The organism is Deltaproteobacteria bacterium, assembly GCA_020845775.1.
In the GTDB taxonomy this organism is placed as follows: domain Bacteria; phylum Bdellovibrionota_C; class UBA2361; order SZUA-149; family JADLFC01; genus JADLFC01.
On record JADLFC010000056.1, the window covers coordinates 1 to 24,686 of the forward strand.

Here is a 24,686-nt window from a genome sequence, read left to right on the forward strand (position 1 = left end):
GCATTTAACCCCAGAGCCGTTCCTTGAACTTTCTTGGGAAAAAAGAAGCTAATGTTTGACATAGAGGAAGCAAAATTTCCTCCTCCGAACCCTGACAGCAAAGCAAACAGTTGGAATATCCAAAGTGGCGTATCCTTACTTTGCAAAGCAAGACCAGTTCCAATCGCCGGTATCATCAATAGCGCTGTAGTGAAAAATATAGTATTTCTTCCACCCGCTATCCGCACAAAAAAAGTACTGGGTATCCTAAATGTAGCCCCACTAAGCCCGGCAATTGACATAAGAGTAAAGAGCTCAGTCTGTGAATAAGGAAAGCCCAAACTTAGCATTTGAACAGTGATAATTCCCCAATACGACCAGACCGCAAAACCACACAAAAGACTCGGTATGGAAATCCACAGATTCCTGCTAGCAACCGACTTACCACTCGTTTGCCAAAACTTTTCCTCCTCTGGTTCCCAATGTTCAAGATTGACCGACATAAAACAAATCTCCTACCAAGATATAAGAAAGCTACCCGCAAACGCCTGTAGCTAACTTAAAATTGAAAGCACTGAACCTATGGTTAATTATTTCTCGGTAGAGTTTGCGACCAGCTCACTCTAGGATCTCGGATTGCCCTCGGATTCCAATTCCACATAACTACCTGATAGGGACGCGAAATGTAGTGAAATGGCGCAACCAACAAATGAACCAAACGAGTAAAGGGAACCAAAAATAATATAACAAACGCAAGGAATACGTGTAGTTGGATTACCCAAGACAAGTTCGTAACAGCTTCAATTTGAGGGTTAAATTTGAGTATAGACCATAAATAAGGACTTAACACGCCAGCAAACCAGGAGGAGCCCCATCTAAAACCAAGCGCAATCCAACATCCCAATATAACCTGAACGAGCAATAGTATCTCAATAACTAAGTCCATCGGACTAGTAACCATTTTTACGCGAGGATTAGTTGTCCTCCGAGCTATGAGACACACTAAGCCTACTAAAATTGTTAGCGCAAAAATAAAGCCCGTAGCTTCCAATATTATCAAGCGAACCGGATCTCCATTCCACATCAGCATTCCAGATGGAAAAAGAAAGGCTATCAGATGCCCCAAAAAAACCACCAACAAACCCCAGTGAAAAGGCACAACGCCCCAAAACAACTTATTGCCCTCTAAGAACTGCGAAGAAAGTGAGGAATATTTAAAAGCGCGCGACCTGTAAACGTAAAAACAGCCAACCGCAAACACAACTATAGCCACATACGGAAACGCAATAAAAAGAAAGTTATTTAACATTGTCATAACTAATACCCGCGGGTCTTATGCCTCTTCCAAATCCATCTCAGAATAAATCGACTTCAAGAAATCACTCGTTTGCACAGGGAGCTTTTTTGACGTTAGATCGAAGTCCTCACCTAAAACACTATATAGCCCTCGCAATGCTTTAACGTAAGCAAGAGCTCGCTCGCCCTCAAACGAATTAATTAAAGTTTTATGTTGTTTTAAGTATACCTCTTCTCTCTTAGATACCTGCTGCGGCTCAAACTCAGCCGTCATCTTTCGCAATGCTGGCGCCATTATCTCGTCAACCAACTCCTCCACTAATTCTTCATCATGCAGCTTTGCTACGAGTCTAAGCAGGTTGGGAAGGTGGTCTGCTAACTCGCACCCACAATCATTGTCGCACTTCCTATGTTCGCCATTTAAATTTGCTAACAACTCCCCTCGCTTATAATCATCTCCAAAGAGCACATATCCAACATCTAGGGTTGTAATAGCCTGCACGTCAAACGAACGAGTATATAACTCCTGTATCTCCAGCAACTGCATTTGAGATATGATATCCACAAACGATGTTAAGTGTTCTACAGCTTCACCGTACCTGCTTCTAAGCACATCACAAACAGCCCTAGCCCTCTCGACATACCCATCGCTTGGATAGTCGAACAACGTCGATAAATTGATATAATGGAGTCTATCCATACTGTTTAAGCCTATAATCCACGACTCGGCGCTTCAGTAAAACCAAAACCCGTATTTCCTTTAACGTCGCCGGTAAATTCTAGTAGCTCAATCGCTTGCTCCCGGTGAGCCGCTGGAATGACAAAGCGATCGTTAAACTTAGCAAGTGAAGTCAGATAATAAATATCCTCTGCCATTTCAGCATCAAGGCCAGTATCTGCAAAAACTTCCCTCACTTTGGCTTCCGATATATCGCCAACGGTCTTCCACCTGCGATATATTCTTATCGCCATCAACTTCTTTAGTTTGTCTTTTACCTTCCTCTCATCGCCAGCACTAAACAAATTTGCCATGTACTTTAAAGGAATCCGCGCTTCTTCTATAGTTCCCCAAAGCTGCTCGGTGCTTGTGTCATACAGCCAATCATCCTCCCAAACTTTTGAAACAGAAGAGAGTTTTGCTTCTTGTTCGCTATTGTTCACGCGCTTAACTGAAGCCATTACTGGCAATAGTGGCGGAACATAAAACAACATCGGCAATGTTCTAAACTCTGGGTGAAGAGGCAACGCCAAACCCCATTCTTTTACAAACTTAAAGGTTGGTGAAGTTTGTGCTGCTTTAATGGTTGAATCAGCCACCCCGTTTCTCTTAGCCGCTTCGATTACAGCCGGATCGAAAGGATCCATCAGCATATCTAGTTGCTTGTCTACGAGTTGAGATTCCTCACAAGATGCTACTTCGTGAATTTTATCAGCGTCATACAGCACAACTCCTAAATACCTAATCCGACCAACACAAGAATGCATACAGGCCGGTGCTAAACCAGACTCAATGCGCGGAAAACACAAAATGCACTTCTCAGATTTGCCAGTATGCCAATTGTAATAGGTCTTCTTATAAGGACATGCAGTAATACACATCCTCCAACCGCGACAAACTTCCTGATTAATCAAGACAATTCCGTCCTCTCCTCGCTTGTAAAAAGCTCCAGAAGGACAAGCAGCTACGCAGGCTGGATTCAAGCAATGATTGCAAATTCTCGGCAAATAAAAGAAAGCCATCTTCTCCATCTGAAACATGGCTTCTCGCTCTTCTGCCGATAAACCCTCTAAATTAGGATCATTGCGAGCATAATCCGGAGTTCCGCTTAAATCGTCATCCCAGTTTGGACCCATCTTGATGTCCATAGGCTCACCCGTTATTAAAGAAACAGGTCGCGCCGTTGGCTGATCATCTCCTGCAGGAGACTCTATCAAATCCAAATACTTGTACGTAAACGGCTCGTAATAATCGTCAATAACTGGCAAATGCGGATTATGAAATATGTTGAGAAGACCTTTCTTTTTGCCAGCACCCTTCAAACCAACACTGCCATTTCGCTTCTCCCAACCGCCCTTATAAATGCTCTGATCCTCCCATTTGCTGGGGTAGCCAGTGCCAGGCTTAGTTTCAACATTGTTCCACCACATGTATTCGGCACCCTTGCGATCCGTCCAGATGTTCTTGCAAGCGATAGAACAAGTATGACACCCGATACACTTATCGAGGTGAAAAATCATCGAAATTTGCGATCTAATATTCATCTCTCGAACCCTAAAAAACTACCTTTTCCATCTTCGTTACCACTACATGGGTATCGCGGTTAGGAGCAACCGGCCCCCAATAGTTAAAGTGATAACTAAACTGACCATAGCCTCCACAGAGATAATTTGGCTTTAGATGCACCCTAGTACAGCTATTATGACCTCCTGCTCGCCTATTTCCCCTAACCTGCGACTTAGGTATGCCGATCGTGCGTTCTGGAACGTGATACACTATGCATACGCCAGGCGGAATGCGAGAACTTACCACCGCCCGAGCACAATACACGCCGTGGTCGTTATATACTTCTACCCAATCGTTATCTTTAATACCCAGAGCCTCCGCATCTACTTCGCTCATCCAACAAGGTTCACAGCCCCTAGACAGCGTTAGCATCCTTAGAGTATCCCCATAGGTAGAATGAATATGCCACTTGCCATGCGGAGTGAGATAATTCAACACACGCGCCTTCTTGTCCCCTAAAGTCTCCTTTAGGTCTCCATACAATTCTGGCTTTGGCGAGGGCTTATAAGTCGGCAAATGCTCTCCATAAGCTATATACATCTCGTGATCCAGATAGAAGTGCTGCCGCCCAGTAAGAGTGCGCCATGGAACTAATCGCTCAACGTTGTAAGTATATGGAGCATATGCCCGCCCATCCGTCATTAGACCAGACCACAACGGCGAATTATTGTAACGTCGCGGCTGCGCACACAGATCGGCATAGTTAATCTTAACATCCTTGCTGCCGTAGCCTAAATCAATTAACTGCATGCCTGTCTTTTTCTCGGCATTTTCATAGGCGCGCACTGTAAGTTCACCATTCGTCAACGAAGATAGGTGCAACACAGCATTAGCCGCCGATTCAGCTTCCTTAATCGACGGATAAATCTCGCCTCCTATTTTCTCCTTTGGGAAATGGCGAGAAGAAATCATCTCATCGTACTCGCGCTCACACATATAATGATTGCCGTGAGCGCCAAGACCTGTCTTGCGTATGTTTCGACCTAGGGAAATATACTTGTCGTACAGCTTAGTATAATCTCGCTCAACTATTGCGAGCTTGTGCATGGTCTTTCCAGGCACAGCGTCACATTCCCCCTTATACCAATCCTTTACTTCTGGCTGCGATATTTCATCGGCAGTATCGTGCGACAAGGGCGAAGCCACTACGTCTTTATGCACTCCGCTAAAGTGTTTCCTTGCCACTTCGCCCGTAACCCGAGATATCTCCTTAAAAATATCCCAGTCGCTCTTAGATTCCCAAACGGGGGCAACAGCTTGAGAAAGAGGATGGATAAACGAGTGTAGATCAGTGCTGTTTAAATCTGCCTTCTCATACCAGGATGCCGCTGGCAAAACGATATCGGAATAAAGCGCCGATGAATCCATGCGGAAGTTTAAATCCACTACCAAATCCATCTTCCCAGTTCCAGCAATCTCGTGCCACTTAACTTCCTCAGTCTTTCGCGGATCGTCCTTGCTAATCAAGTTCGAGTGCGTTCCGAGATAATGCTTGAGGCAATATTCATGACCCTTCATGCTGCCCACAATTGCATTACCACGCCAAATGTACCAAACCCTGGGAAAATTCTCCTCAGCTTCCGGATCACTTACAGAGTACTTTAGCTCCTTAGACTTTAGTTTATCCAAAACATACTGCTTTATGCCATCATCATCCTTAGCACCCTTTAGATTTGCCTCCTTAGCAAGCTCTAAGGTATTTTGCGCAAATTGAGGATAGAATGGCATCCAACCCATGCGAACCGATTGAAAGATTTGGTCAGCAGTATGTTGGCGCGTCCACTTGTTATCTGGAACCGTATTGTACTTAGAAAACTGCCCATCATAGCGATACTGGCAAGTGTTAATATAGTGCCACAGTGGCGCTTGCTGTAGGCGTATAGCTCCCTGCCAATCCTTGCCAAAAGCTATCGCAGACCATGAATCCATAGGAGCAAGCTTTTCTTGCCCCACATAGTGATTTAAGCCTCCACCGTTTTTACCAACGCAACCAGACAGCATTAACGCCATTGCACCTGCGCGATAGATCAAGTTCTGGTGATACCAGTGATTAATACCGGCACCAATAATAATCATGCATTTACCTTCCGTGGTATTTGCAGTATTTGCCCACTCGCGCGCAAATTGAATGACAGTCTTAGAATCAACACCGGTAAAAATCTCTTGCCAGGCAGGAGTATAAGCCGCATCCTTGTCCTCGTAATTCGCTGGATAGGCACCAGATAGCCCACGACCTACGCCATATTGAGCCATTATGAGATCGTAAACAGTCGTGACCGGAACTCGACCATTTACAGTTTCTACGTATTTTACCGGCACTCCTCTTAACTGCTTACTGTCTAAGCCGAATTCCACAAATTCTGTTGACAGCACTTCATCGTAGTATTGAAGCAAACTAAGCACTGGAGAGAACGGGCGATTGTCAACCTCGTTCTCCAGCAACATATTCCACTTTCCCTGCTCCTTACCCCAACGAGAGCCCATGCTACCCTTTGGAACAACCAGCTCTCCAGTATTTTCGTCTATGTTAAAGAATTTCCACTTACTATTTTCAATATTCGAAAACTTCTTGATCTCATCTGCTCGCAGCAATCGTCCAGGCTGGTAGTGATCGCCATTCTTTTCAAGCTTTACCAAGAACGGACTATCGGTGTACTGCTTAACGTAGTCGATAAAATATGGTGTCTGCTTTTCGTGGTGAAACTCCTTAAGTATCACGTGAGTAACAGCCATCCAAAAAGCACCATCGCTACCAGCATGGAGCGGCACCCATTGGTCTGCATATTTACATACTTGACTAAAATCTGGCGAGAAAACTACTGCCTTAGTGCCATTGTGTCGCGACTCAGCAAAAAAATGACAATCCGGAGTACGTGTCATATTTAAACAGGCACCCATGTCAGCTATCATTTTAGCATTGTACCAATCCGCACTTTCGCACACATCGGTCTGCTCTCCCCATATTTCTGGAAAAGCAGTCGGCAAATCGCAATACCAATCGTAAAAACTTAAGTTTACCCCTCCAAAGAGTTGTAGAAAGCGAGCACCTCCAGCGTAACTTAGCATCGACATAGCTGGAATTGGCGAAAATCCGATAACGCGATCGGGGCCATGTTTCTTGGCGGTATAAATATTAGCAACCGCCATAATCTCCAAAACCTCATCCCAACTCGCCCGTCTAAATCCGCCCTTTCCGCGAGCAGTTTGATAACTCTTGCGTTTAGTAGCGTCCTTTTGCAAGTTTTCCCAAGCAACATACGCATCGCCATCTGCCTTCCTCTTTTCTTCCCTGAAGGCATCTATCAACGCTCCCCTAATTAGAGGATACTTAATTCTAAGTGGACTATATAAATACCACGAAAACGAAATTCCCCTCTGACATCCACGAGGCTCGTAAGGAGGTAGTGAACCCTCTAACAAGGGATAATCTAGCTGCTGTGTCTCCCAAACGACAATGCCATCCTTTACATGAATCTGCCATGAGCAACCGCCAGTGCAGTTTACTCCATGCGTACTGCGAACAACTTTATCATGCTGAAAACGATTGCGGTAAAACTCCTCCCACTGTCGAGTTTCCGGTGATATTATGTCCTTAATCCAACTCATCTCTTTATCTCACCTGCTAAAAAATTGAACGTTACCGTTAAGAGGAATAAAGCCTATTCCGATTTAACTTGCCTGCTGTAGATATCTTCATTGACCATCTTTTTCTTCCTGCCACACCACACCAACGAATAAAATCCGAGAAGAACCACTGCGCCAAAAATACCGCCGAAGAAAAGACGCATGCCGTACGCTTTGGGTCGCTGATTAGTAGCTTGGCTATCGACATGTTTTAAAAATGCAACTAGGTGCGTTACCTCTTGTTCACTAAGCGAATTATTTACATATGCGGCCTTCATTACTGGGAATGGAGCGCTCTTAATAATCGAAGTAAGCGCCACCTCACCTCCTAAGCGAGAAAACGCCGTCGTCAAATCTTTAGCTAAGACCGCACCGCCAGTAACCGCCTCGCTCTGAGCATCGTGACAACTCGTGCAAGAAGGCCCAGCATTAGCAAAGCGCGTAATTCCCTGAAATAACATCTGACCTTTCGCTACATCTTCCTTGCTAAACTCCCGTGTGGCACTAGAAACTTCTGCCTTAACAGCCCCCGCGCTCCCTTGCGATTGCGCTCCCCCATCCGCGCTTCCACTCGACGTCTTAATATAATCTAAAATGGATCTAATCTGCTCCTCAGTAATAGAAGCATCGGGCATCAGCACATTATTATACTCGGCAAGCAGCGCCTTCGCCGTGGCATCACCAGAATCAATCATGGTTTTGGGAGACTTAACAAAACTGACCAACCATTGTTCATCTCGTCGATCGAGAACGCCCTTTAAATCTGGGCCAACTAAACGCCCACCGCCAATCGAATGACAACCCACACAGCCGGAGGCCTGAAATAACCGCTCGCCTTCCGCTTGGGCCAATAAATGAGTAGGTGTAAGCAAACACACTAACCCCGTAAGCAATGCAAGAACGCGCATAGCTCAAACTCCGTAACTTAGGTAGTAAATATCCTTTTCTCTAAAAAATTTCTTCGCGGCTAAGCCTACAAGTCACCTCTAATACCTACGAAGTAGATATGTATCTGGGCCTTCACGCGACACAAGTTGCCTGTATATCCGTTATTATTAAGCAAGACAACTCCCTTTAGGCAGAATCTTAAAAGCAGATCGGAAACACAGACCAAACTACTCAAAAACAGAACGCTCGCTACTAGCGAAACAGCCTACGCTCGCTCTAGCTGCACGGTGAGATCCTCAAGGACTTTTTTTGCGTCCCCGTAGATCATTCTACAATTGTTCTTTTCAAATAACTCGTTTTTTACCCCGGCAAAGCCTGGACTTAAGCTTCGCTTGATAACATAGACCATGGCCGCGTGATCGACATCGAGAATAGGCATGCCATATAGCGGACTGTTTTTATCTTCGCGAGCTGCCGGGTTTACAACATCATTTGCACCCACAACTATAGCAACGTCCGCATTTTTAAATTCTCGATTGATTTCGTCCATTTCGCATATATCATCGTAAGGGACATTGCTCTCCGCAAGAAGCACATTCATGTGCCCGGGCATTCGCCCAGCTACTGGATGAACTGCGTATTTCACCTTAGCTCCGCGCTTTTGCAACACTGCCGCAAAGTCCGCAACTGCATTCTGCCCTCTCGACACAGCAAGCCCATATCCGGGAACGATAATTACATTCCTAGCCTCTTCAAAATCTAAAACTGCCTCTTCTACATCAGAGCACTTAACGTTTACATATTCCCCACCACTCCTGGGCTCCGACGAACTAGAAGTCCCGAAACCTCCCAGTATTACGCTTGCTAAACTTCTATTCATCGCATCGCACATTATTTTTGTTAAAATGATGCCAGAAGCTCCTACTAAAGCGCCCGAAACGATCAACACATTGGAACCAAGCGCGAAACCGGTAGCCGAAGCCGCTAAACCTGAATAGCTGTTTAATAGACTAATCACCACAGGCATATCAGCTCCGCCAATCGGCAATACAGCAAACACTCCAAGAACCAATGACAGAACAGAAATAATAATTGCAAAAAGAACTGCTACATAAGAACTAGAAACATAAGAAACCCAATAAACACTTGAAGCAACAATTATTAAGAGAAACATGGCGCTTACAAAGTGATGGAGAGGAAACATAATCGACCCACCAAAAACGCTCCCAAACTTATCGGATAGCTTTAGATAAGCGAGCATACTGCCGCTTAAAGTAACTCCACCAATAATCACAGACAAAACCAAAGTAATCGCTTGCCCATTCCCTGCTGGCATGCCGTTAATTAAACTTTGAGACAGCGAGCCTGTCTTTTCAGCCACGGTAAAAATGGACAGTGCGACTAGCATCGATGCACCACCACCAAAACCGTTTAGGACTGCTACTAACTGCGGCATGTTGGTCATGGCTACGCTAAGCGCTATCGCAATGCCAATAGCAGAACCAACTATCACGCCAACCGCAATTAGCTTGTAGTCCAATGCCCCCAACTCGAGCAACTGACTAATAATAGCTAAAAGCATTGCGCCAGCTGCAAAAGCATTGGCGCTTCTTGCCGTCTTGACCTTAGCCAGGCGCTTAATGCCAATAATAAAAAGCACTATGGACACTAGATAACCGAGTTGTGGAATATATTGATTAGCCATTCAATTGATATACTCTTGTAATTTTTGTGAGACACGCACAACAAAAGATACTACTTGCGAAACATTTTTAACATGCGATCGGTTACCAAGAAACCACCCACGACGTTAATGGTGGCTAATATTATCGCAATAACCCCCAGTATGTTTGCGAGAAAACTCTCGCTACTGACACAACTAAGAGAACCCAAAATAGTAACGCCAGAAATCGCATTACTTCCTGACATTAGCGGAGTGTGCAGAGTCGGAGGCACTTTAGTAATTATTTCAAAGCCTACAAACACACTTAAGACAAATACATATAATCCAATTAGAATTTCACCTGTCATTTATAAGACCCCTATTGCGTTTCTCTCTTGCGAATTGCGCCATCATAAGTAAGCAATGCATCGCTTACTTCTTGTTTATCCATCATCCAAGCAAATTTCTTGTTCTTATCTAGCTGGCTAAGCACTATAGACTGCAAGTTACGAGCATAAACAGTGCTTGCACTTACTGGAACGCTTCCTGCTAAATTGAGAGTTCCAATAATAGTAGTCCCAAATTTTTCAACCGTTTTTCCCTTAACTGTTAGCTCACAATTTCCGCCCTGCTGTGCGGCTAAATCTACTATGACACTACCTTTAGGCATCTGTTCAACTATCTTTGCACTAATTAGTTTAGGCGCAGGCCTACCAGGTACTAATGCAGTGGTAATTACCACATCTGCTTCAATTAAATGCTTACAGAGTATTTCGTGCTGCTTTCTTAAAAATTCCTCGCTAGCTTCCTTGGCATAACCACTAGCAGCCTCCAAATTTTCCCTCACCGGCAAATCGATAAAGCGCGCACCCAAAGATTCGATTTGCTCCTTGACGCTCATGCGAACATCGGACACCTCTACTATAGCACCCAAACGTTTGGCCGTCGCCACGGCCTGCAAACCTGCAACTCCTGCGCCAATTACAACTACTCTAGCTGGCCTAAGAGTTCCGGCAGCCGTCATTAGCAAGGGGAAAATTTTAGGACAAGCGACAGCCGCTAAAAGAACTGCCTTGTATCCTGCCAAATTGCTTTGACTAGATAAGGCATCTTGATCCTGAGTTCTAGTAATCCTAGGAATGGAGTTTACAGAAAAAGCATTTACTTTGCGCTTGGCAAGATGCTCAATTACTGGAACATCTTGAAACGGGCAAAGAAAGGAAATTAAGGAGCTACCTGCTGGCATGAGTTCGATTTGTTCTGAAGTCGGGGGATTTACCATGAGAATAATATCTGCCGACCGAAAGCCAGTCTCTGCATCAGAAACTATCTCCGCACCAGCACCTTCATAATGCTCATCGCTAAAAAACGATTTTTCTCCGGCACCTTTCTCAACTCCCACTCTAAGTTTATCTTGAATAAAACGCTTTACCGTAGCGGGCGTGGCCGCAACCCTATTCTCATCTGCCTGAAGTTCTTTTGGAACAAAAATATAAGCCATGAAAAATTTCCCCTAAACCTTCAAGTAAATTATACCATTTACAAAAAGGATTTTTGTAAATGGTATAAACAGCAAGTGCGTAAGCACTTGCCAATAAACAACAAATACCGTTTCCAAAAAGTCAAATATTTAACTTACTTTTTGGAAACGGTATAGCATCTGCCTACGATTAGAGAACTATACTACATGCGACTAGACAGCGCGAGTTCATAAAAAGATAGCCCGAGGCGTTACACATTGAGATTGCTGAGAAAATTACTCCACTAAAACAGTAGCACATTGCGTAGTTAATGACTGTATTTAATATTGACTTTCAAAAAAGTCATGCTATTATAAAAGCCATGTTTAAACGATGGTTACCCCCTCCTCGTGGGAATTTCTTGTTGTTAGGACCTAGAAGAGTCGGCAAGACTACATTTCTTAAGACCAACTATAGCGATTACTTATATATTTCGCTGGACGACTTTGATTACCTCATTTTGGCTCAAGAGGATCCAAAGGCAGTCGTTCATGGCAAGAAGAAGCTCATAATCGATGAAATTCAAAGGGTTCCCAAATTAACAATTGCAGTTAAGCATGCCATAGATGAGTTCAATTCCAATGTTATTATGACTGGTTCGAGCAGCATTGGTTTATTGGATTCATCGGCGGATACTTTGGCTGGGCGAATTAAGTTTTATCATCTGCCACCTGCGTGCTGGGGCGAAGATGCAGGAGAGCCGACTCACAATATATTTTTAGAACGAGCATCGCCTCTACAAATTAAGTCTGCCCAGCGAGAGTTAAGCAATTTCTTAAAATTTGGTGGGTTCCCAGAAGTCTTGACTTTGCCGACCAGCGAGGAAAAATCAGAAAAGCTTAAGGACTACAAAAATACTTATTTTACAAGGGATCTGAGCCTGCTTTCAAATATAGAAAGCGTCTCCGGGCTGTTAGCTATATTAAATCACTACGCCCTAAGCATTGGTTCTCTAACTCATGTTTCAACCTTTAGAAACGAATCTGGCCTTAGCCATCAGACGGCGCAGAAATATTTAAATGTCATCTATCAGTCGGATCTGGGATTTAAACTTTTAGGATATCAATACGGCCCCGCAAAGAGATATATCAAAGCTGGGAAATCGTATTTTTGTGATACCTCCATGATACACGCCTTGGGAGTTGAGTGTAGCCAAGGTCAGATTTTAGAAAACTTCGTCATCTCCGAGCTCGAAAAAAGACGAAAGCTAGGATTTATTAAGAGCGAGCAGTTCTACTATTACCAATCAATAGGCGGAAGCGAAGTCGATTTGGTCTTTCAAGAAAAGAAAAACATTTTCGCCATAGAAATCAAGGCCACCAAAAACCCACAAAGCAAGGACATGCGAAACCTCAAAGATTTTATTAAAGATTCCGATAAAGGTCACATCAAAGGTTTTCTCTTCTATCTAGGCACAGATTATTTAGAAATTGACGGCATTAGCGTTCTACCAGTTGCGAGCTTATTTCGTGGGATATGACTAATCTCCTAGCACTCCCTATCGAGAACCAAACAAGAACGTAATAATTGGCAGCGTGACCGTCGATATTGCAGTAGTTGCAAAAACCACTATGCTACTGCGATCAACCGCTACTTTGTATCTGCGTGACAGAACAAAACTATTAACCGCCGTGGGCATAGCCGTAACGACCATCAACGACGCTAGCCATTTATCCGACAAACCAAATATATAAACCCCAATTAAACAGGCCACAAGGGGATGAATAAGCAGTTTAGCAAATACTAGCAAACCTATTTCCTTAACTAACGAAGTGCTATTTTGCAGTTTGATTCCTCCTAAAGTAAAGCCAAGCGTAAACAAGGCAGTTGGCACACCAGCCGATCCCAACAAGCCGCAAAAGTCATCAATAAAGCCGGGTAGCTTGATTTCCTGCGTGGCTAACATAAATCCCAAAGCAGAGGCCAAAATAATTGGGTTGCGATATAAAATCTCTACCAAAAAAGCGCCTCTGCCGCGACTGTAGTTTCCAATCTGAAAATCGAGAACAAAAATTATTATTGGCATAAATATGAGGACTTGCATAACGATAGCAACGACGATGGGAGAAATATTGCCAAACACAGCCATGATTATAGGTATCCCCAGATGAGCAGAATTTACGTAGCCGCCTGACATCATTGCTAGCACCGTGTCAGAAATAGATTTTTTGAATACATATTTCATGACAACAGACACAAAAACAAAGACAAAGACAGAGCTAAGAAAAAAAGATAAAACATAGCTCCAGTTAAAAAGATGCGACGTGGGAACTTCCGCCATGGCTTTCAATAAAAAAGCCGGCAGCGCTATGTAGAACACGAAATTATTCATCACACTCCCGGTCTCGGCACTAATTAAACCAATCCGGCACACGACATAGCCAGAAAGTATTACAAGAAAAACAGGGAGCACTGGCGAAATCGCATCAAACATAAGCAAACCCAATATCCTACAGCCGGTTCAACAGCACTAGTTTTCCTAGCAACTCTTTAGTCCACCGAACGCCGTAGCCAATCTCTTGCGCTGGTGAAAAGCAAAAGCCACGGGCTAATCTCGTGTCGCCTGCGGTCTTCAAAGGAATAATGAGCCCAGTTCCATGGAAATAACGAGCGCTCGGCATGAGGCATCATCGCCAGATGTCGTCCATCCTTGGACACAACCGCCGCTGCATTAAAATCCGAGCCATTCGGGTTCGCTGGGTAGTCGGCAGTAACATACTTCATGGCAATGTCATAGCAATCCTCGCCTTCCGGTAGATAAAAACGCCCCTCGCCATGAGCAACCCATACGCCCAAACGGCTGCCCAAAAGTGGTTTTAGGATAACACTAGAAGTTCCTTCAGCTACGTCTACTGCGACAAAGGAACATTCAAACTTAGCCGACTTATTATGTCTCATTTGCATCTTTTTAGAATGCTCAGGACAAATTAGATCAAGACCCACCATTAGTTGACATCCATTACACACGCCAAGACTTAAGGTATCTTCTCGCTCGTAAAACTTCCTCAAAGCATTATATGCCCGCTCGTTATAGCGAAAAGATCCAGCCCAACCCTTCGCAGCACCCAAAACATCGCTATTAGAAAAGCCACCGGGGAAGATAACAAAGCGCACATCTTCAAGCGTTTCGCGCCCCTCGATGAGGTCGCTCATAGCGACATCCCGCACATCAAAACCCGCGGCAAAAAGGCCATAAGCCATCTCTCGCTCGCCATTTGTCCCCTGCTCTCTAACCACCGCAGCGACTAGCTCCGAACGAAGCTCTCTCTCTAAGTTAATGCCATATGTCTTAGCCTTACCCGAGAACCCTTTTGGGAATGAGAACTTTAACGGCGTTTTTGCGACATTGCTAAACCTACTCTTAGCCATCTCTGGCACAGTTTGTAAGGCGTCCAAACGGTATGAGGCCTTGAACCACTGAGACAAAAGCTCATCTGTAGATACCTCGATTGACAGCGAAGCAGCTCGAATAGAAATTGTCTTCTCAACGCTAGGTTCTCCCAACAAAAATGCCTCTACGCCTTCAGCGCCAAACTTCTCCATTACAGAAGCTTCATCCCTGCCAGCTACCTGAATTATTACACCGGGCTTTTCACAAAAAAGAAATTTCAATGCATCCGTTTTGTCTATAACCACATCGATCCCACAATTGCCGCCAAAAGCCATCTCGCACAGCGCAACTACTAAACCTCCACTAGAAACATCATGGCCCGCTAAAATGTGCCCAACCTTAATTAGACTCTGCAAGCAATTAAACGCTCCCTTAAAAGCTCGCACGTCTCCTACAGTAGGGACGCTGCTGCCCAACTCTCCCATGCTCTGCGCTAACGCACTCCCGCCTAGGGGATTATCTGTTAAATTTGAAAAATTGACATAGATTAATTTTGAACCGGCACACTCCTTTAAATCAGCCGTAACACAGGCACGAATATCTGACACTTGCGCAACGGCAGAGATTACCACTGTTCCAGGCGCACGCACCTCTAGACCATCGTCATACCTAATGGTCATAGAAAGCGAATCCTTTCCGGTCGGGATTGGGACGCCAAGGGCAATGGCAAACTCGCTAGCCGCCTCCACGGCTCTGTAAAGTCTAACATCCTCGCCAGGGCGTCGCGCAGGCCACATCCAATTAGCACTAAGTGCCACACTATCTAGTCCCTCACTTAAGGGGGCAAAACCAATATTCGTAAGCGCCTCTGCAATGCTAAGCACTGAACCTGCTCTCTCATCAATGATGCCGACTATTGGCGCGTGTCCTAAGGCGCTTGCAACGCCATAGGGAGACGAATAATCTAGCGCTACTACGCCTAGATCGTTTAATGGCAACCCCAGCGGGCCGCAGCACTGCTGCATAGCTACGCGTCCCGTAACGCATCTATCTACCTTATTTGTAAGCCAGTCTTTACAAGCCACACTTTCTAGCGACAACACCTTATAAAGCGCGCTCATTAACTCCGCATCGCTTGCCGGTGCGAACTCAAACTCTCGCGTCTCCAGACCAATACTACAGTCGCTTAGCTCAATCTTAGGCGAGCTACCAAAGAGCAATCCCAGTGGCAACTCTACTGGTTTCGTTCCATCTCCTGCTACAAACTCTATACTCTTTGTTCCACTAACTTCTCCTACTACATACAGTGGAGCTCTCTCGCGAGCTCCAACTCTTTGCACCAAGTCCATGCTATCTTTGTCGACTATTAATCCCATGCGCTCCTGAGATTCGTTGCAGAGAATTTCTCTCACTGATAGGGTGGGATCGCCTATGGGCAGTTTCGAAATCTCCACTTTTCCGCCTAGCGGATCCAATAGCTCCGAAAAGCAATTGATGTGTCCGCCCGCACCGTGATCGTGAATTAGCTTTACTGGATTGTAATAATGCTCGACTAACGCTCGAATTGCGTTAAAAACGCGCTTCTGCATTTCGGGATTAGCCCTCTGAATGGCACTAAGCTCGAGTTCACTTGCATATGCGCCCGAAGTTACAGAACTAACCGAGCCACCTGCCATGCCAATCCGATAGTTATCTCCTCCCATCACGACAAGCAAATCGCCCGGCTTAGCTTTTCGTTTCTCCGCAAAAAGAGCATTGGTGTAACCCACACCCCCAGCCAACATAACTGCGCGATCGTAAGCATACATAGCTCGATTGGTCTGACACTCAAAGGTAAGTATTGAACCAACAATCAAGGGCTGACCAAACTTATTACCAAAATCGCTAGCCCCGTTTGACGCCTTAATCAATATCTCTGCTGGACTCTGATACTTCCAATTGCGAGGCAGGCATTTATAACTTAGCTCGCTATTAAGTCGAGTCAAGGCAGTCATATACACAGCACTGCCAGCTAAAGGAATGCTTCCCATACCGCCAGCCATGCGATCCCGAATTTCACCACCAGTGCCGGTGGAAGCGCCATAAAAAGGCTCAACGGTGGTTGGAAAATTATGCGTCTCAGCTTTAAGCGATATGACTGAACTAATTTGGTTTAAGCCGTAAATCCCTGGCTCGATAATTTTTGATGGCGCAAACTGCAATATATTTGGCCCCTTTAAAAAGGCGACGTTATCGACATAAGCAGAAACGATATTTTGCGGTGCTGCCTTCGAAGTGTCTTTAATGAGAGCAAAAAGACTTTTGTCTTGAACTATTCCATCAACAGTAAAGCTTCCATTAAAAATTTTATGCCTACAGTGCTCCGAATTAATTTGTGCAAAACCAAATAGCTCCGAATCAGTAAAATTGCGCTTTAAACTAGCCTTTGCACCCTCCAGATACTCAAGTTCATCCTGCGATAGAGCTAAGCCAAATTTATCGTTGAATTCGCCTATGTCTACCACCTCAAAAACCTCTTTGGCTTCGCCAAAGTCACTAAGTATTTTGGCCGATAATTCTGAATAAAATGCCTCTAGTATGTGGTCTATTGCTGCATGTTTGCCCTCGACTTTGGAAAAAAGCTCTATACGCGTAATACCGACAAGCCCCATGTTTCGCACAATATCGCTAGCGTTAGTAGACCATGGACTAAGCATTTGAACTTTGGGGCCCACAAAACTTCCAGTAATCGAAGTCTTAGGCTTGTACTTGGCCTCAAAAAGCCACTCCAAACTATCTACTTCTTTAGCAGATAGCTCCCTTTCGGACTGAACTAAGAAAACGCAACTTGTATTTTCAAAAATCAGAACTCTTGACTGTCTCGACGCTTGCACTTTTTCCAACTCTTCCTCTCTATGTTACTTTTTTAAAAACTGCCCAAGCAGCTCTTATCGAATCGTCGCTCTTGTCCTTTCCGACTATCTCACCCTCAACAATTCCCTCACCGTTAATAAAAACGAGCTTCCAATCCCTGTCGTTAATTAAAGTCTTATAAAACTGATCATTCGCTCTACATAAAACTGTCTTTGCCCTCGAATATTCCAATAAATCACTCCTGCCATATCCAACAGCATTATATGCAATTTCCTTGGCGGCTACTTTGCGGTTTAGGCCAGAAGTCCTAAAATCGAAATAAGCTAAATGCAGTGGAACACCTTTAGTATCGGCAAACCTATATATCAAATAAGACCCATCTAAGGAGTTATGCAGTAAAGGAAAGTCGACATCGTTTCGTTTATCTAACAAAAAACTAGTTGCCGCTACTGGCACATGAAAGGCGTTATGCGGATAACGCCACAACCTAGCTATATTCACCACTGCAACACAACAAAAGATCCACACTAAACCCAAGGCGCTAAGCTTAGACACTTTAGAACTCAAGACATTCATAGCGAGCCCAAGATTGCCCATTCCATTTCCTTCAGCCCTTCCCCATATGGTTGCAATAAAAAGCCCTACAGTCATTGTTGCATAAGCTACATAGGAGCGTGAGACAAAGGCCGAACAGATAAAAAGCAAAATTACAAAAACCTCTCCGCGCCTTAACACATGCGGCTTATAATGAAAAAGCATTCCAAGTAAGATTACTAAGACTAGTAAAACAGCAAAGGGATAGTGAAATATATTGCTAGGGTTTTGCTGAAACAGCATTTTAAACCAAAGATCGGAGAAAAACGCGACTATCGTGCTGGGAACCTGTTTTCCTAGATATGGCGTAAGACAACATGCCATTAAAGTTACAGTAACGAATAAAACCTTCTGTTTTCGCCCTACACCATTTACCAGCAATATTACTAACATCCAGCATAACAAGGCGATATAGTAGGACGCATGTGTGTTGACAAAGACGAGAGACAACAATGCAATGGCTGCCAGTGTAGAATATCCTACTTCCTCAGAGCTAATAAAACTCTGTAACAGCGCAAAGCCCGCAACCCAAAGAGCCCACCCAAAGATTTCAGGGGCCAAACCCAAATCTGTTAAAGTTCCGGCCAAAATGGGCAGCATTAAAAGCAAACCGACAAAGTAACTTCGCGCCATATACCCTAGCGAAACAGCCAAAACAGAAACGAAAAATGATACTGAAAAAATTTCCAAACAAATTGCGCCGCGATCGCCAAAATGCGAATGAACGAGACTGAGTAAAAATGAAAATAACCAGTTTGAAGCATAATAAGCCTTTCCCTTACCAGCTTCAGTCCATATGTCCTCAACGGGGAACACTCCACCAAAGCGAATCCAGTTCCCTAAAGTTAAATGCCAATAATACTCACGACTACCCTCGCCTAATGGCAAGGTGAAATAGCTGCTAATAGCTAATAAAAAGGTAGCAAAAACGACGTAATTTATCGGTTTGCACTTGATATCTTTTTCGTCATGATTCATATATAAGCTAAGATACCCGCTAAAAATTGAGATTTTGGTCTTGGGTATAGCAAAATTTCTCATCCATAGTCGACCTATGTTCATCCAAATGAGCGCACTATTTGACATATTTCTGTGAGGAGGATCTGTGAGGGGAATTCAGTCCAATAGTTTTTTCACACCCTTCGTTAGAGATTTTTTTCAATGATTTCATACACTAACAGCAAAAGACTGAGCCGAGCTGCAAAGCTGGGGGTTTTTCTCATCGTAGTTCTTAGTCTTAGTTTGCTGTCAAATGAGCAATTGGCCTTTGCCTGTCCCGATATCGATGGATTGCTGGATGTTAATTGCGATGAACATCTAAAAATAATTACATTTGGAGATTCTATCACAGCAGGAACCGGCGACTCAGAAGGTTTTGGCTATCCGGGAAGGCTCAATCTAATTTTTCCAGCCACAGAGGTTAAAAATTACGGCCGTCCCGGCGAGAGAACCCCAACGGGGAAACAGAGAGCAGCCGACGTATTTGTGGCAGAGGCAGATGCAGACTTCATAGTTATATTAGAAGGCGTAAACGATTATTGGATAAGCGGCTATAATGCGTCTAGTTCTAAATCCAATTTATTAACAATGACATCCCTTGCCGAAAATACCGGGGCAATCGCACTTCTTGCAAAACTCACTGCTGTAAGAAGGAGTTTTCAAAAGACATGGGTTAGCTCGCTTAACAGCGCAATCTCTCCATACACTTCAGTCGATTTTTACGCATTGGGCGAAGGCATTATTGGTGGCGACCTTGTTCACCCCAACGGCGATGGATACGAGGACATGGCTGATCTCGTCGCAATGGTTTTGCGTTCGACTACTTTAGAAGAACGCCCAGCAGATTCGGACATGGATGGAATTTACGATTTCGCTGAGTCGAGATTTGGTGCCAATCCCTATAACGCCGATTCTGATGGCGATACTTTAAGAGACGGCGACGAAGTCTTTAAGTATCGCTCTAATCCCATGAGTAAGGATAGCGATGGTGATGGTCTGCCCGATAGCTATGAAGTGCGAATTGGAACCAACCCATCAAGCGCTCTCCCGGGTGCACCTGTACTTAATTCAATTCAGGTTTTGCCGTCCAGCTAGCTGAGGCGTCTCGCTAAGGCATAATTCGTCTAATGAGTGACGTGCCGGACACATTTCTTCCAATGGATCTTTATTTACATGAGATATCGGCGTTAGTAGCCACTTATGGGTGCAAATCGAAAGAGCATTCTGCACAACTTGAAGTATTTGTCGGAAAGCGGTAGTTTTTGACAGACGTTTTATGCAAATATTGCTTGAAAGTATCTAATGTCGGCTAAGTCTAAAAAAAATAAAGTATTAGCAATAATACTGCTAGCTGGTTTTATCGGCATATTTTGGCGGTTTGACATAGGGCAATATCTATCCTTCAACTATTTAAAATCCGAACAGGAGAATCTAGCAAAACTCATATCGGAAAACTTTAGGGTTTCGGTTGCGCTCTTCTTTGCGATCTATGTGATATCCACTGCACTCTCTCTTCCTGGCGCTGCAGTTCTAACACTCGCAGCCGGTGCGCTCTTTGGGTTCTGGCAAGGAACATTGATAGTTTCGTTTGCCAGTACGCTCGGGGCGACGCTTGCGTTCCTGTTGTCGCGCTTGATACTTCGCGACTGGGTGCAGAGACGGTTTGCTGAGCGATTAACGTCAATCAATAGCGGAATAGAAAAGGAAGGAGCATTTTACCTTTTTTCGCTGCGACTTATTCCAGCGTTTCCATTTTTTCTTATTAACCTTGCCCTTGGCCTTACGCCAATGAAAGCAATCACCTTCTTTTGGGTTAGCCAAGTTGGAATGTTGCCTGGAACGATGGCTTACGTTAACGCTGGAACTCAGTTAAGTAAGATTGATTCCATGTCCGGGATTGTCTCACTGCCAATTCTTCTTTCATTCGCGGTTTTAGGCATTCTTCCGTTAATCGCAAAGCGCGTGATGGAGTTTCTTCGCTCGCGCAAAACTCTTAGCAGATTTAAGCGCCCTCTCTCCTATGACTATAACCTAATAGTCATAGGAGCCGGTGCAGCCGGGCTTGTCACCTCGTACATTGCAGCCGCCATAAAAGCGAACGTAGCTTTAATTGAGAAAGAAAAAATGGGCGGCGATTGTCTTAATACCGGCTGTGTTCCTAGTAAAGCTCTAATTCGTTCAGCTAAAATCGTTCACTATGCCTCGCGGGCGAAAGCTTTTGGCCTTGAATCAATTGATATTAAATTTAACTTTGCTTCGGTAATGGAGAGAGTTCAGGGCATAATTAAACAGATCGAACCTCACGACTCAGTCGAGCGATACACAAAGCTTGGGGTGGACTGTATTAATGGCTCCGCCAGGATAGTATCGCCCTTTGAAGTGGAAGTTAAGGGAAGAAAATTGACGACCAGGAACATAGTAATTGCTACCGGCGCTCGACCACTCGTCCCTTCGATCCCGGGTTTAGACAAGGTTGATTACTTTACCTCCGACACAATTTGGAACTTGCGAGAACTACCAAAAAAGCTCCTCGTCTTAGGTGGTGGCCCAATAGGTTCAGAACTAAGTCAGTGTTTCAATCGTCTCGGAGCAAATGTTACTCAGATTGAAACTAACGACTGCATTCTTAGTCGCGAAGATCGAGATGTTAGCGATGTTATCTGTAAACGATTCATGGCTGAAGGGATTAGCGTTCTTACCAGACACAGAGCTGAGCGAGTTGAGGTTGAGGATAACAGAAAGTCTTTAATATGCGGTCACGAAGGAAGAGAAGTTCGCGTCGAGTTTGATCAGATACTGATAGCTTTAGGACGGAAGGCAAGTGTCAGCGGTTTTGGTCTGGAGGAACTCGGGGTCAAAATCGCAAAGAACGGCACTATTGAGGCCGATGAGTATTTACGAACCAATTATCCCAATATCTATGTTGCCGGTGATGTGACGGGCCCATATCAGTTTACTCATTTTGCAGCTCATCAAGCCTGGTATGCATCCGTTAATGCCTTGTTTAGCCCCTTTAAATCCTTCAAGGCAGATTACAGAGTAATCCCTTGGTGTACGTTTACCGATCCGGAGGTGGCGCGAGTCGGATTAAACGAGAAGGAGGCTAAGGCAAAGGGAATTCCCTATAGAGTCACAACTTACGACTTAAGCGATCTCGATCGAGCTATCGCCGACAGCAGCGATCATGGATTTATCAAGGTTCTAACTCCACCCAGGGGAGACCGAATTCTTGGGGCAGCAATTGTTGGCGAGCACGCTGGGGATCTTTTAACAGAGTTTGTTTCGGGGATGAGGCACGGAATTGGATTAAATAAAATTCTCGGCACAATTCACACATACCCGACTCTCTCTGAGGCAAACAAATACGTTGCTGGCGAGTGGAAGAAGAGCAGTGTTTCACCTCGCACATTGGAATTGCTTAAGATATTTCATGCCTGGAGACGCAAGGAGGGTTGCAGTGCTAAGTAACAACGTTCGAGACTCATTTGAGGCTACAGTATTAGAAAGATGCGGGCGCATTGAGCGCAAGGCGCTCACTACAGTGCAAATTAACGTAGGAAAACTGTGCAATCAGGCCTGTCTCCATTGTCACGTAGAGGCTGGGCCCAAGCGCAAGGAGCAGATGAATGCGGAGGTGGGAGAGCGGATAATCGCATTACTTCAAAACTCTCCCAATATTAAAACGGTAGATATTACCGGTGGCGCTCCAGAACTCAATAATAACTTTAAACCAATAGCTTTAGCCGCTCGGTCGCTCGGACTTGAAGTTATAGACCGTTGCAATCTGACAGTTTTTTTTGAGGAAGGATATTCTGATATTCCGTTGTTTCTAAGAGACAACCTCATTCACGTGATTGCTTCTCTTCCATGTTACTTAAAGGAAAATGTTGAAAAGCAGCGCGGAAGCGGTGTTTTTCAGAAAAGTATTGATGCCTTAGGGCTTCTAAATTCTCTAGGGTTTGGAGATCCTAGAAGTGGTTTAACTCTTGATTTGGTTTACAATCCCCTTGGGCCCTCACTTCCTCCAGCACAAGAAGAACTTGAATCCGCCTACAAGCGGGAGCTAAGGGAACGATTTGGAATCGAATTTAACAGGCTATACACAATTACAAATGTTCCAATTAGCCGCTTTTTGCACCAACTTGAGCGAGATGGTTTCATGGAGAAGTATATGGAGCTTCTCGTCGCGAGTTTTAATCCTAGCGCCGCGCAGGAAATCATGTGCCGAAACTTAGTTTCTGTTGCTTGGACGGGAGAACTTTACGACTGTGACTTTAACCAGATGCTTGAGATTCCGCTGGGCGGAAAACGAAAAACCATCTGGGAGATCGATTCGTTTGATGAAATAAGCACGGGTAATATCGCATTTGCCGATCACTGCTTTGCCTGCACCGCCGGATGTGGCAGTTCATGCGGGGGAAGTCTAGTGTAGACTTGCCCAGAAAGAGTAGACAAGAAAGATTTATAAACAACAAATAAATCATAGCAGCAAGACAGGTGTATTTCAAGTGGAGGGAAACATTGGCTATGAATAGTCGGGAGTAAAGAGACAGCCGTGTATCCAGCTTATCTCCTGGCTATTCATGGCTAATGTGGGAGGTGTGGCAAAAAACCACAGAAGTACATAACTCGGGCGACGATTTTCTATTCTTCGGAACGACATTACAAATAAATTAAATACCAAGAACAATGCGATGCGTTAGGTGTCCTTTAAAACACCAAGTAATAACGAACGCCAGCACCGCGGCCCTGGCGCTGGATAAAGCCTTCTAGGCTTAAGGTTTTTAGAGCAAGTGTTACAGTGGCGCGGGGGAGTTTTGTGGCGCCCAAGATGTCTTTTCTTTGTAGCTTGGTCTCCGGATGCTCCTTAAAGCAGTTAAGCACAAGCATTGTTGCGGGAGATAAGTGCTCCAAGGCTAAGTAGCGCCTGCGGTAAAAAGCAAAGTCCTCAAGGGCGTTTTTGGTAGCTTTCATCATAAAGCGTAGAAAGGGCTCGAAATCGTAAGTGCTAGGGTTGGGATGAAATTTACCCCCAGAGCAGCGACGTAGCACGGTATAGTAGTCGGCGCGTTGTTTTTCGATGTGTCGGTCGATTGGCAAATAGGGCGCAATCACTCTTAGGCTTTCATCTGGACTTTGAAGCATGGCTAGGAGAAAAAGGCCCCTACCCATTCTCCCGTTGCCATCTTGAAACGGATGTATTGCCAAAAATCGAAAGACAAACTCGGTTGCAACCGCTATGGTCCAAGGGCAATCTTGAAGAGATTGGTTATACCATTTTATCAATTCGTGCATGGCACTTTCGGTGATGGATCCCGGTTCTGCCGGTTCAAGAACGCTCGTCTCCTCACCAGTTGAATGATTTTTTCGCACTACTCTATTGGGCGCGATTTTATATCGACCGCGATAAATTTCCGATGGCGGGTAGTATTGGAGCAGCTCGGCGTGAAGTGCACGTAGGGCGGTTTCGCTTAAAGGGTTAAGTTCCGCTGCTTGCGTGTAGATGAGGTTTAGCAGGGCACGGCTTCCCGCAACCTCCTCAATGCTTCGAGCCCTATCTTTAGAAAGCTTATTCTCGATAAAGTCGCGCCGATCTTCAAAGGCAGTTGTGCGGGAGTCTTTAGTAAGAACGGTGTCTAACCAATCAACCTCAGA

General features: G+C 44.7%; 17 protein-coding genes. 4 read left to right on the forward strand and 13 right to left on the reverse strand.

Annotation, left to right across the window (positions count from 1 at the left end; translation table 11 throughout):
• From IT291_03835 to IT291_03875, 9 genes are all read right to left on the reverse strand, one after another.
• Window positions 1-482: MFS transporter (locus tag IT291_03835; protein MCC6220354.1), on the reverse strand; the 482-nt coding region annotated here is incomplete at its 3' end.
• A gap of 83 nt (window positions 483-565) precedes the next feature.
• Window positions 566-1,288 (reverse strand): respiratory nitrate reductase subunit gamma, encoded by a 723-nt coding sequence (narI, locus tag IT291_03840; protein MCC6220355.1) that lies wholly within the window; start codon window positions 1,286-1,288, stop codon window positions 566-568.
• 24 nt (window positions 1,289-1,312) lie between these two features.
• A complete protein-coding gene (locus IT291_03845; GenBank protein MCC6220356.1) occupies window positions 1,313-1,975 on the reverse strand; it encodes a hypothetical protein in 663 nt (220 codons plus the stop codon).
• Window positions 1,976-1,986: 11 nt separating this feature from the next.
• On the reverse strand, window positions 1,987-3,537 hold the full coding sequence (narH, locus tag IT291_03850) for a nitrate reductase subunit beta (GenBank protein ID MCC6220357.1): 1,551 nt from the start codon (window positions 3,535-3,537) through the stop codon (window positions 1,987-1,989).
• A 10-nt stretch (window positions 3,538-3,547) separates the two neighbouring features.
• Complete coding sequence (locus tag IT291_03855) at window positions 3,548-7,165, reverse strand: nitrate reductase subunit alpha (protein ID MCC6220358.1); 3,618 nt, start codon at window positions 7,163-7,165, stop codon at window positions 3,548-3,550.
• Window positions 7,166-7,218: 53 nt separating this feature from the next.
• Window positions 7,219-8,091: a c-type cytochrome gene (locus IT291_03860; protein ID MCC6220359.1), complete on the reverse strand. Its 873-nt coding sequence runs from the start codon at window positions 8,089-8,091 to the stop codon at window positions 7,219-7,221.
• A gap of 245 nt (window positions 8,092-8,336) precedes the next feature.
• Window positions 8,337-9,776, reverse strand: a complete 1,440-nt coding sequence (locus IT291_03865) for an NAD(P)(+) transhydrogenase (Re/Si-specific) subunit beta (GenBank protein ID MCC6220360.1) — start codon at window positions 9,774-9,776, stop codon at window positions 8,337-8,339.
• A gap of 50 nt (window positions 9,777-9,826) precedes the next feature.
• Window positions 9,827-10,102, reverse strand: a complete 276-nt coding sequence (locus tag IT291_03870) for an NAD(P) transhydrogenase subunit alpha (protein ID MCC6220361.1) — start codon at window positions 10,100-10,102, stop codon at window positions 9,827-9,829.
• A gap of 11 nt (window positions 10,103-10,113) precedes the next feature.
• Window positions 10,114-11,235, reverse strand: coding sequence for a Re/Si-specific NAD(P)(+) transhydrogenase subunit alpha (locus IT291_03875; protein ID MCC6220362.1), 1,122 nt, complete (start codon window positions 11,233-11,235; stop codon window positions 10,114-10,116).
• Window positions 11,236-11,618: 383 nt separating this feature from the next.
• Between IT291_03875 and IT291_03880 the strand changes: the two genes are divergently transcribed.
• Window positions 11,619-12,734 carry an ATP-binding protein gene (locus IT291_03880; protein MCC6220363.1) on the forward strand — a complete coding sequence of 372 codons (1,116 nt, stop codon included), beginning with the start codon at window positions 11,619-11,621 and terminating at the stop codon, window positions 12,732-12,734.
• Between the two features lie 18 nt (window positions 12,735-12,752).
• On the opposite strand, the gene IT291_03885 is transcribed toward IT291_03880, so the two are convergent.
• Genes IT291_03885 through IT291_03895 form a run of 3 tightly spaced genes read right to left on the reverse strand, consistent with a single transcriptional unit; the run spans window position 12,753 to window position 19,010 of the window.
• Window positions 12,753-13,688: an AEC family transporter gene (locus tag IT291_03885; protein ID MCC6220364.1), complete on the reverse strand. Its 936-nt coding sequence runs from the start codon at window positions 13,686-13,688 to the stop codon at window positions 12,753-12,755.
• 56 nt (window positions 13,689-13,744) lie between these two features.
• Entirely contained in the window at window positions 13,745-17,431 is a 3,687-nt protein-coding gene (purL, locus tag IT291_03890; protein MCC6220365.1) for a phosphoribosylformylglycinamidine synthase, read from the reverse strand.
• 46 nt (window positions 17,432-17,477) lie between these two features.
• Complete coding sequence (locus tag IT291_03895) at window positions 17,478-19,010, reverse strand: hypothetical protein (protein ID MCC6220366.1); 1,533 nt, start codon at window positions 19,008-19,010, stop codon at window positions 17,478-17,480.
• A gap of 183 nt (window positions 19,011-19,193) precedes the next feature.
• Here IT291_03895 and IT291_03900 point away from each other — a divergent pair, with 183 nt between their 5' ends.
• From IT291_03900 to arsS, 3 genes are all read left to right on the forward strand, one after another.
• Window positions 19,194-20,126, forward strand: a complete 933-nt coding sequence (locus IT291_03900) for a hypothetical protein (GenBank protein ID MCC6220367.1) — start codon at window positions 19,194-19,196, stop codon at window positions 20,124-20,126.
• Between the two features lie 207 nt (window positions 20,127-20,333).
• Window positions 20,334-22,499, forward strand: coding sequence for an FAD-dependent oxidoreductase (locus IT291_03905; protein MCC6220368.1), 2,166 nt, complete (start codon window positions 20,334-20,336; stop codon window positions 22,497-22,499).
• The gene (gene arsS, locus IT291_03910) at window positions 22,462-23,463 is read left to right on the forward strand and encodes an arsenosugar biosynthesis radical SAM protein ArsS (GenBank protein ID MCC6220369.1); all 1,002 of its coding nucleotides are present in this window, start codon (window positions 22,462-22,464) and stop codon (window positions 23,461-23,463) included. The genes IT291_03905 and arsS overlap by 38 nt, the downstream gene beginning before the upstream one ends.
• A 278-nt stretch (window positions 23,464-23,741) precedes the next feature.
• Here the strand turns inward: arsS and IT291_03915 are convergent.
• A partial coding sequence (locus IT291_03915; GenBank protein MCC6220370.1) for a Fic family protein occupies window positions 23,742-24,686 on the reverse strand: 945 nt, incomplete at its 5' end.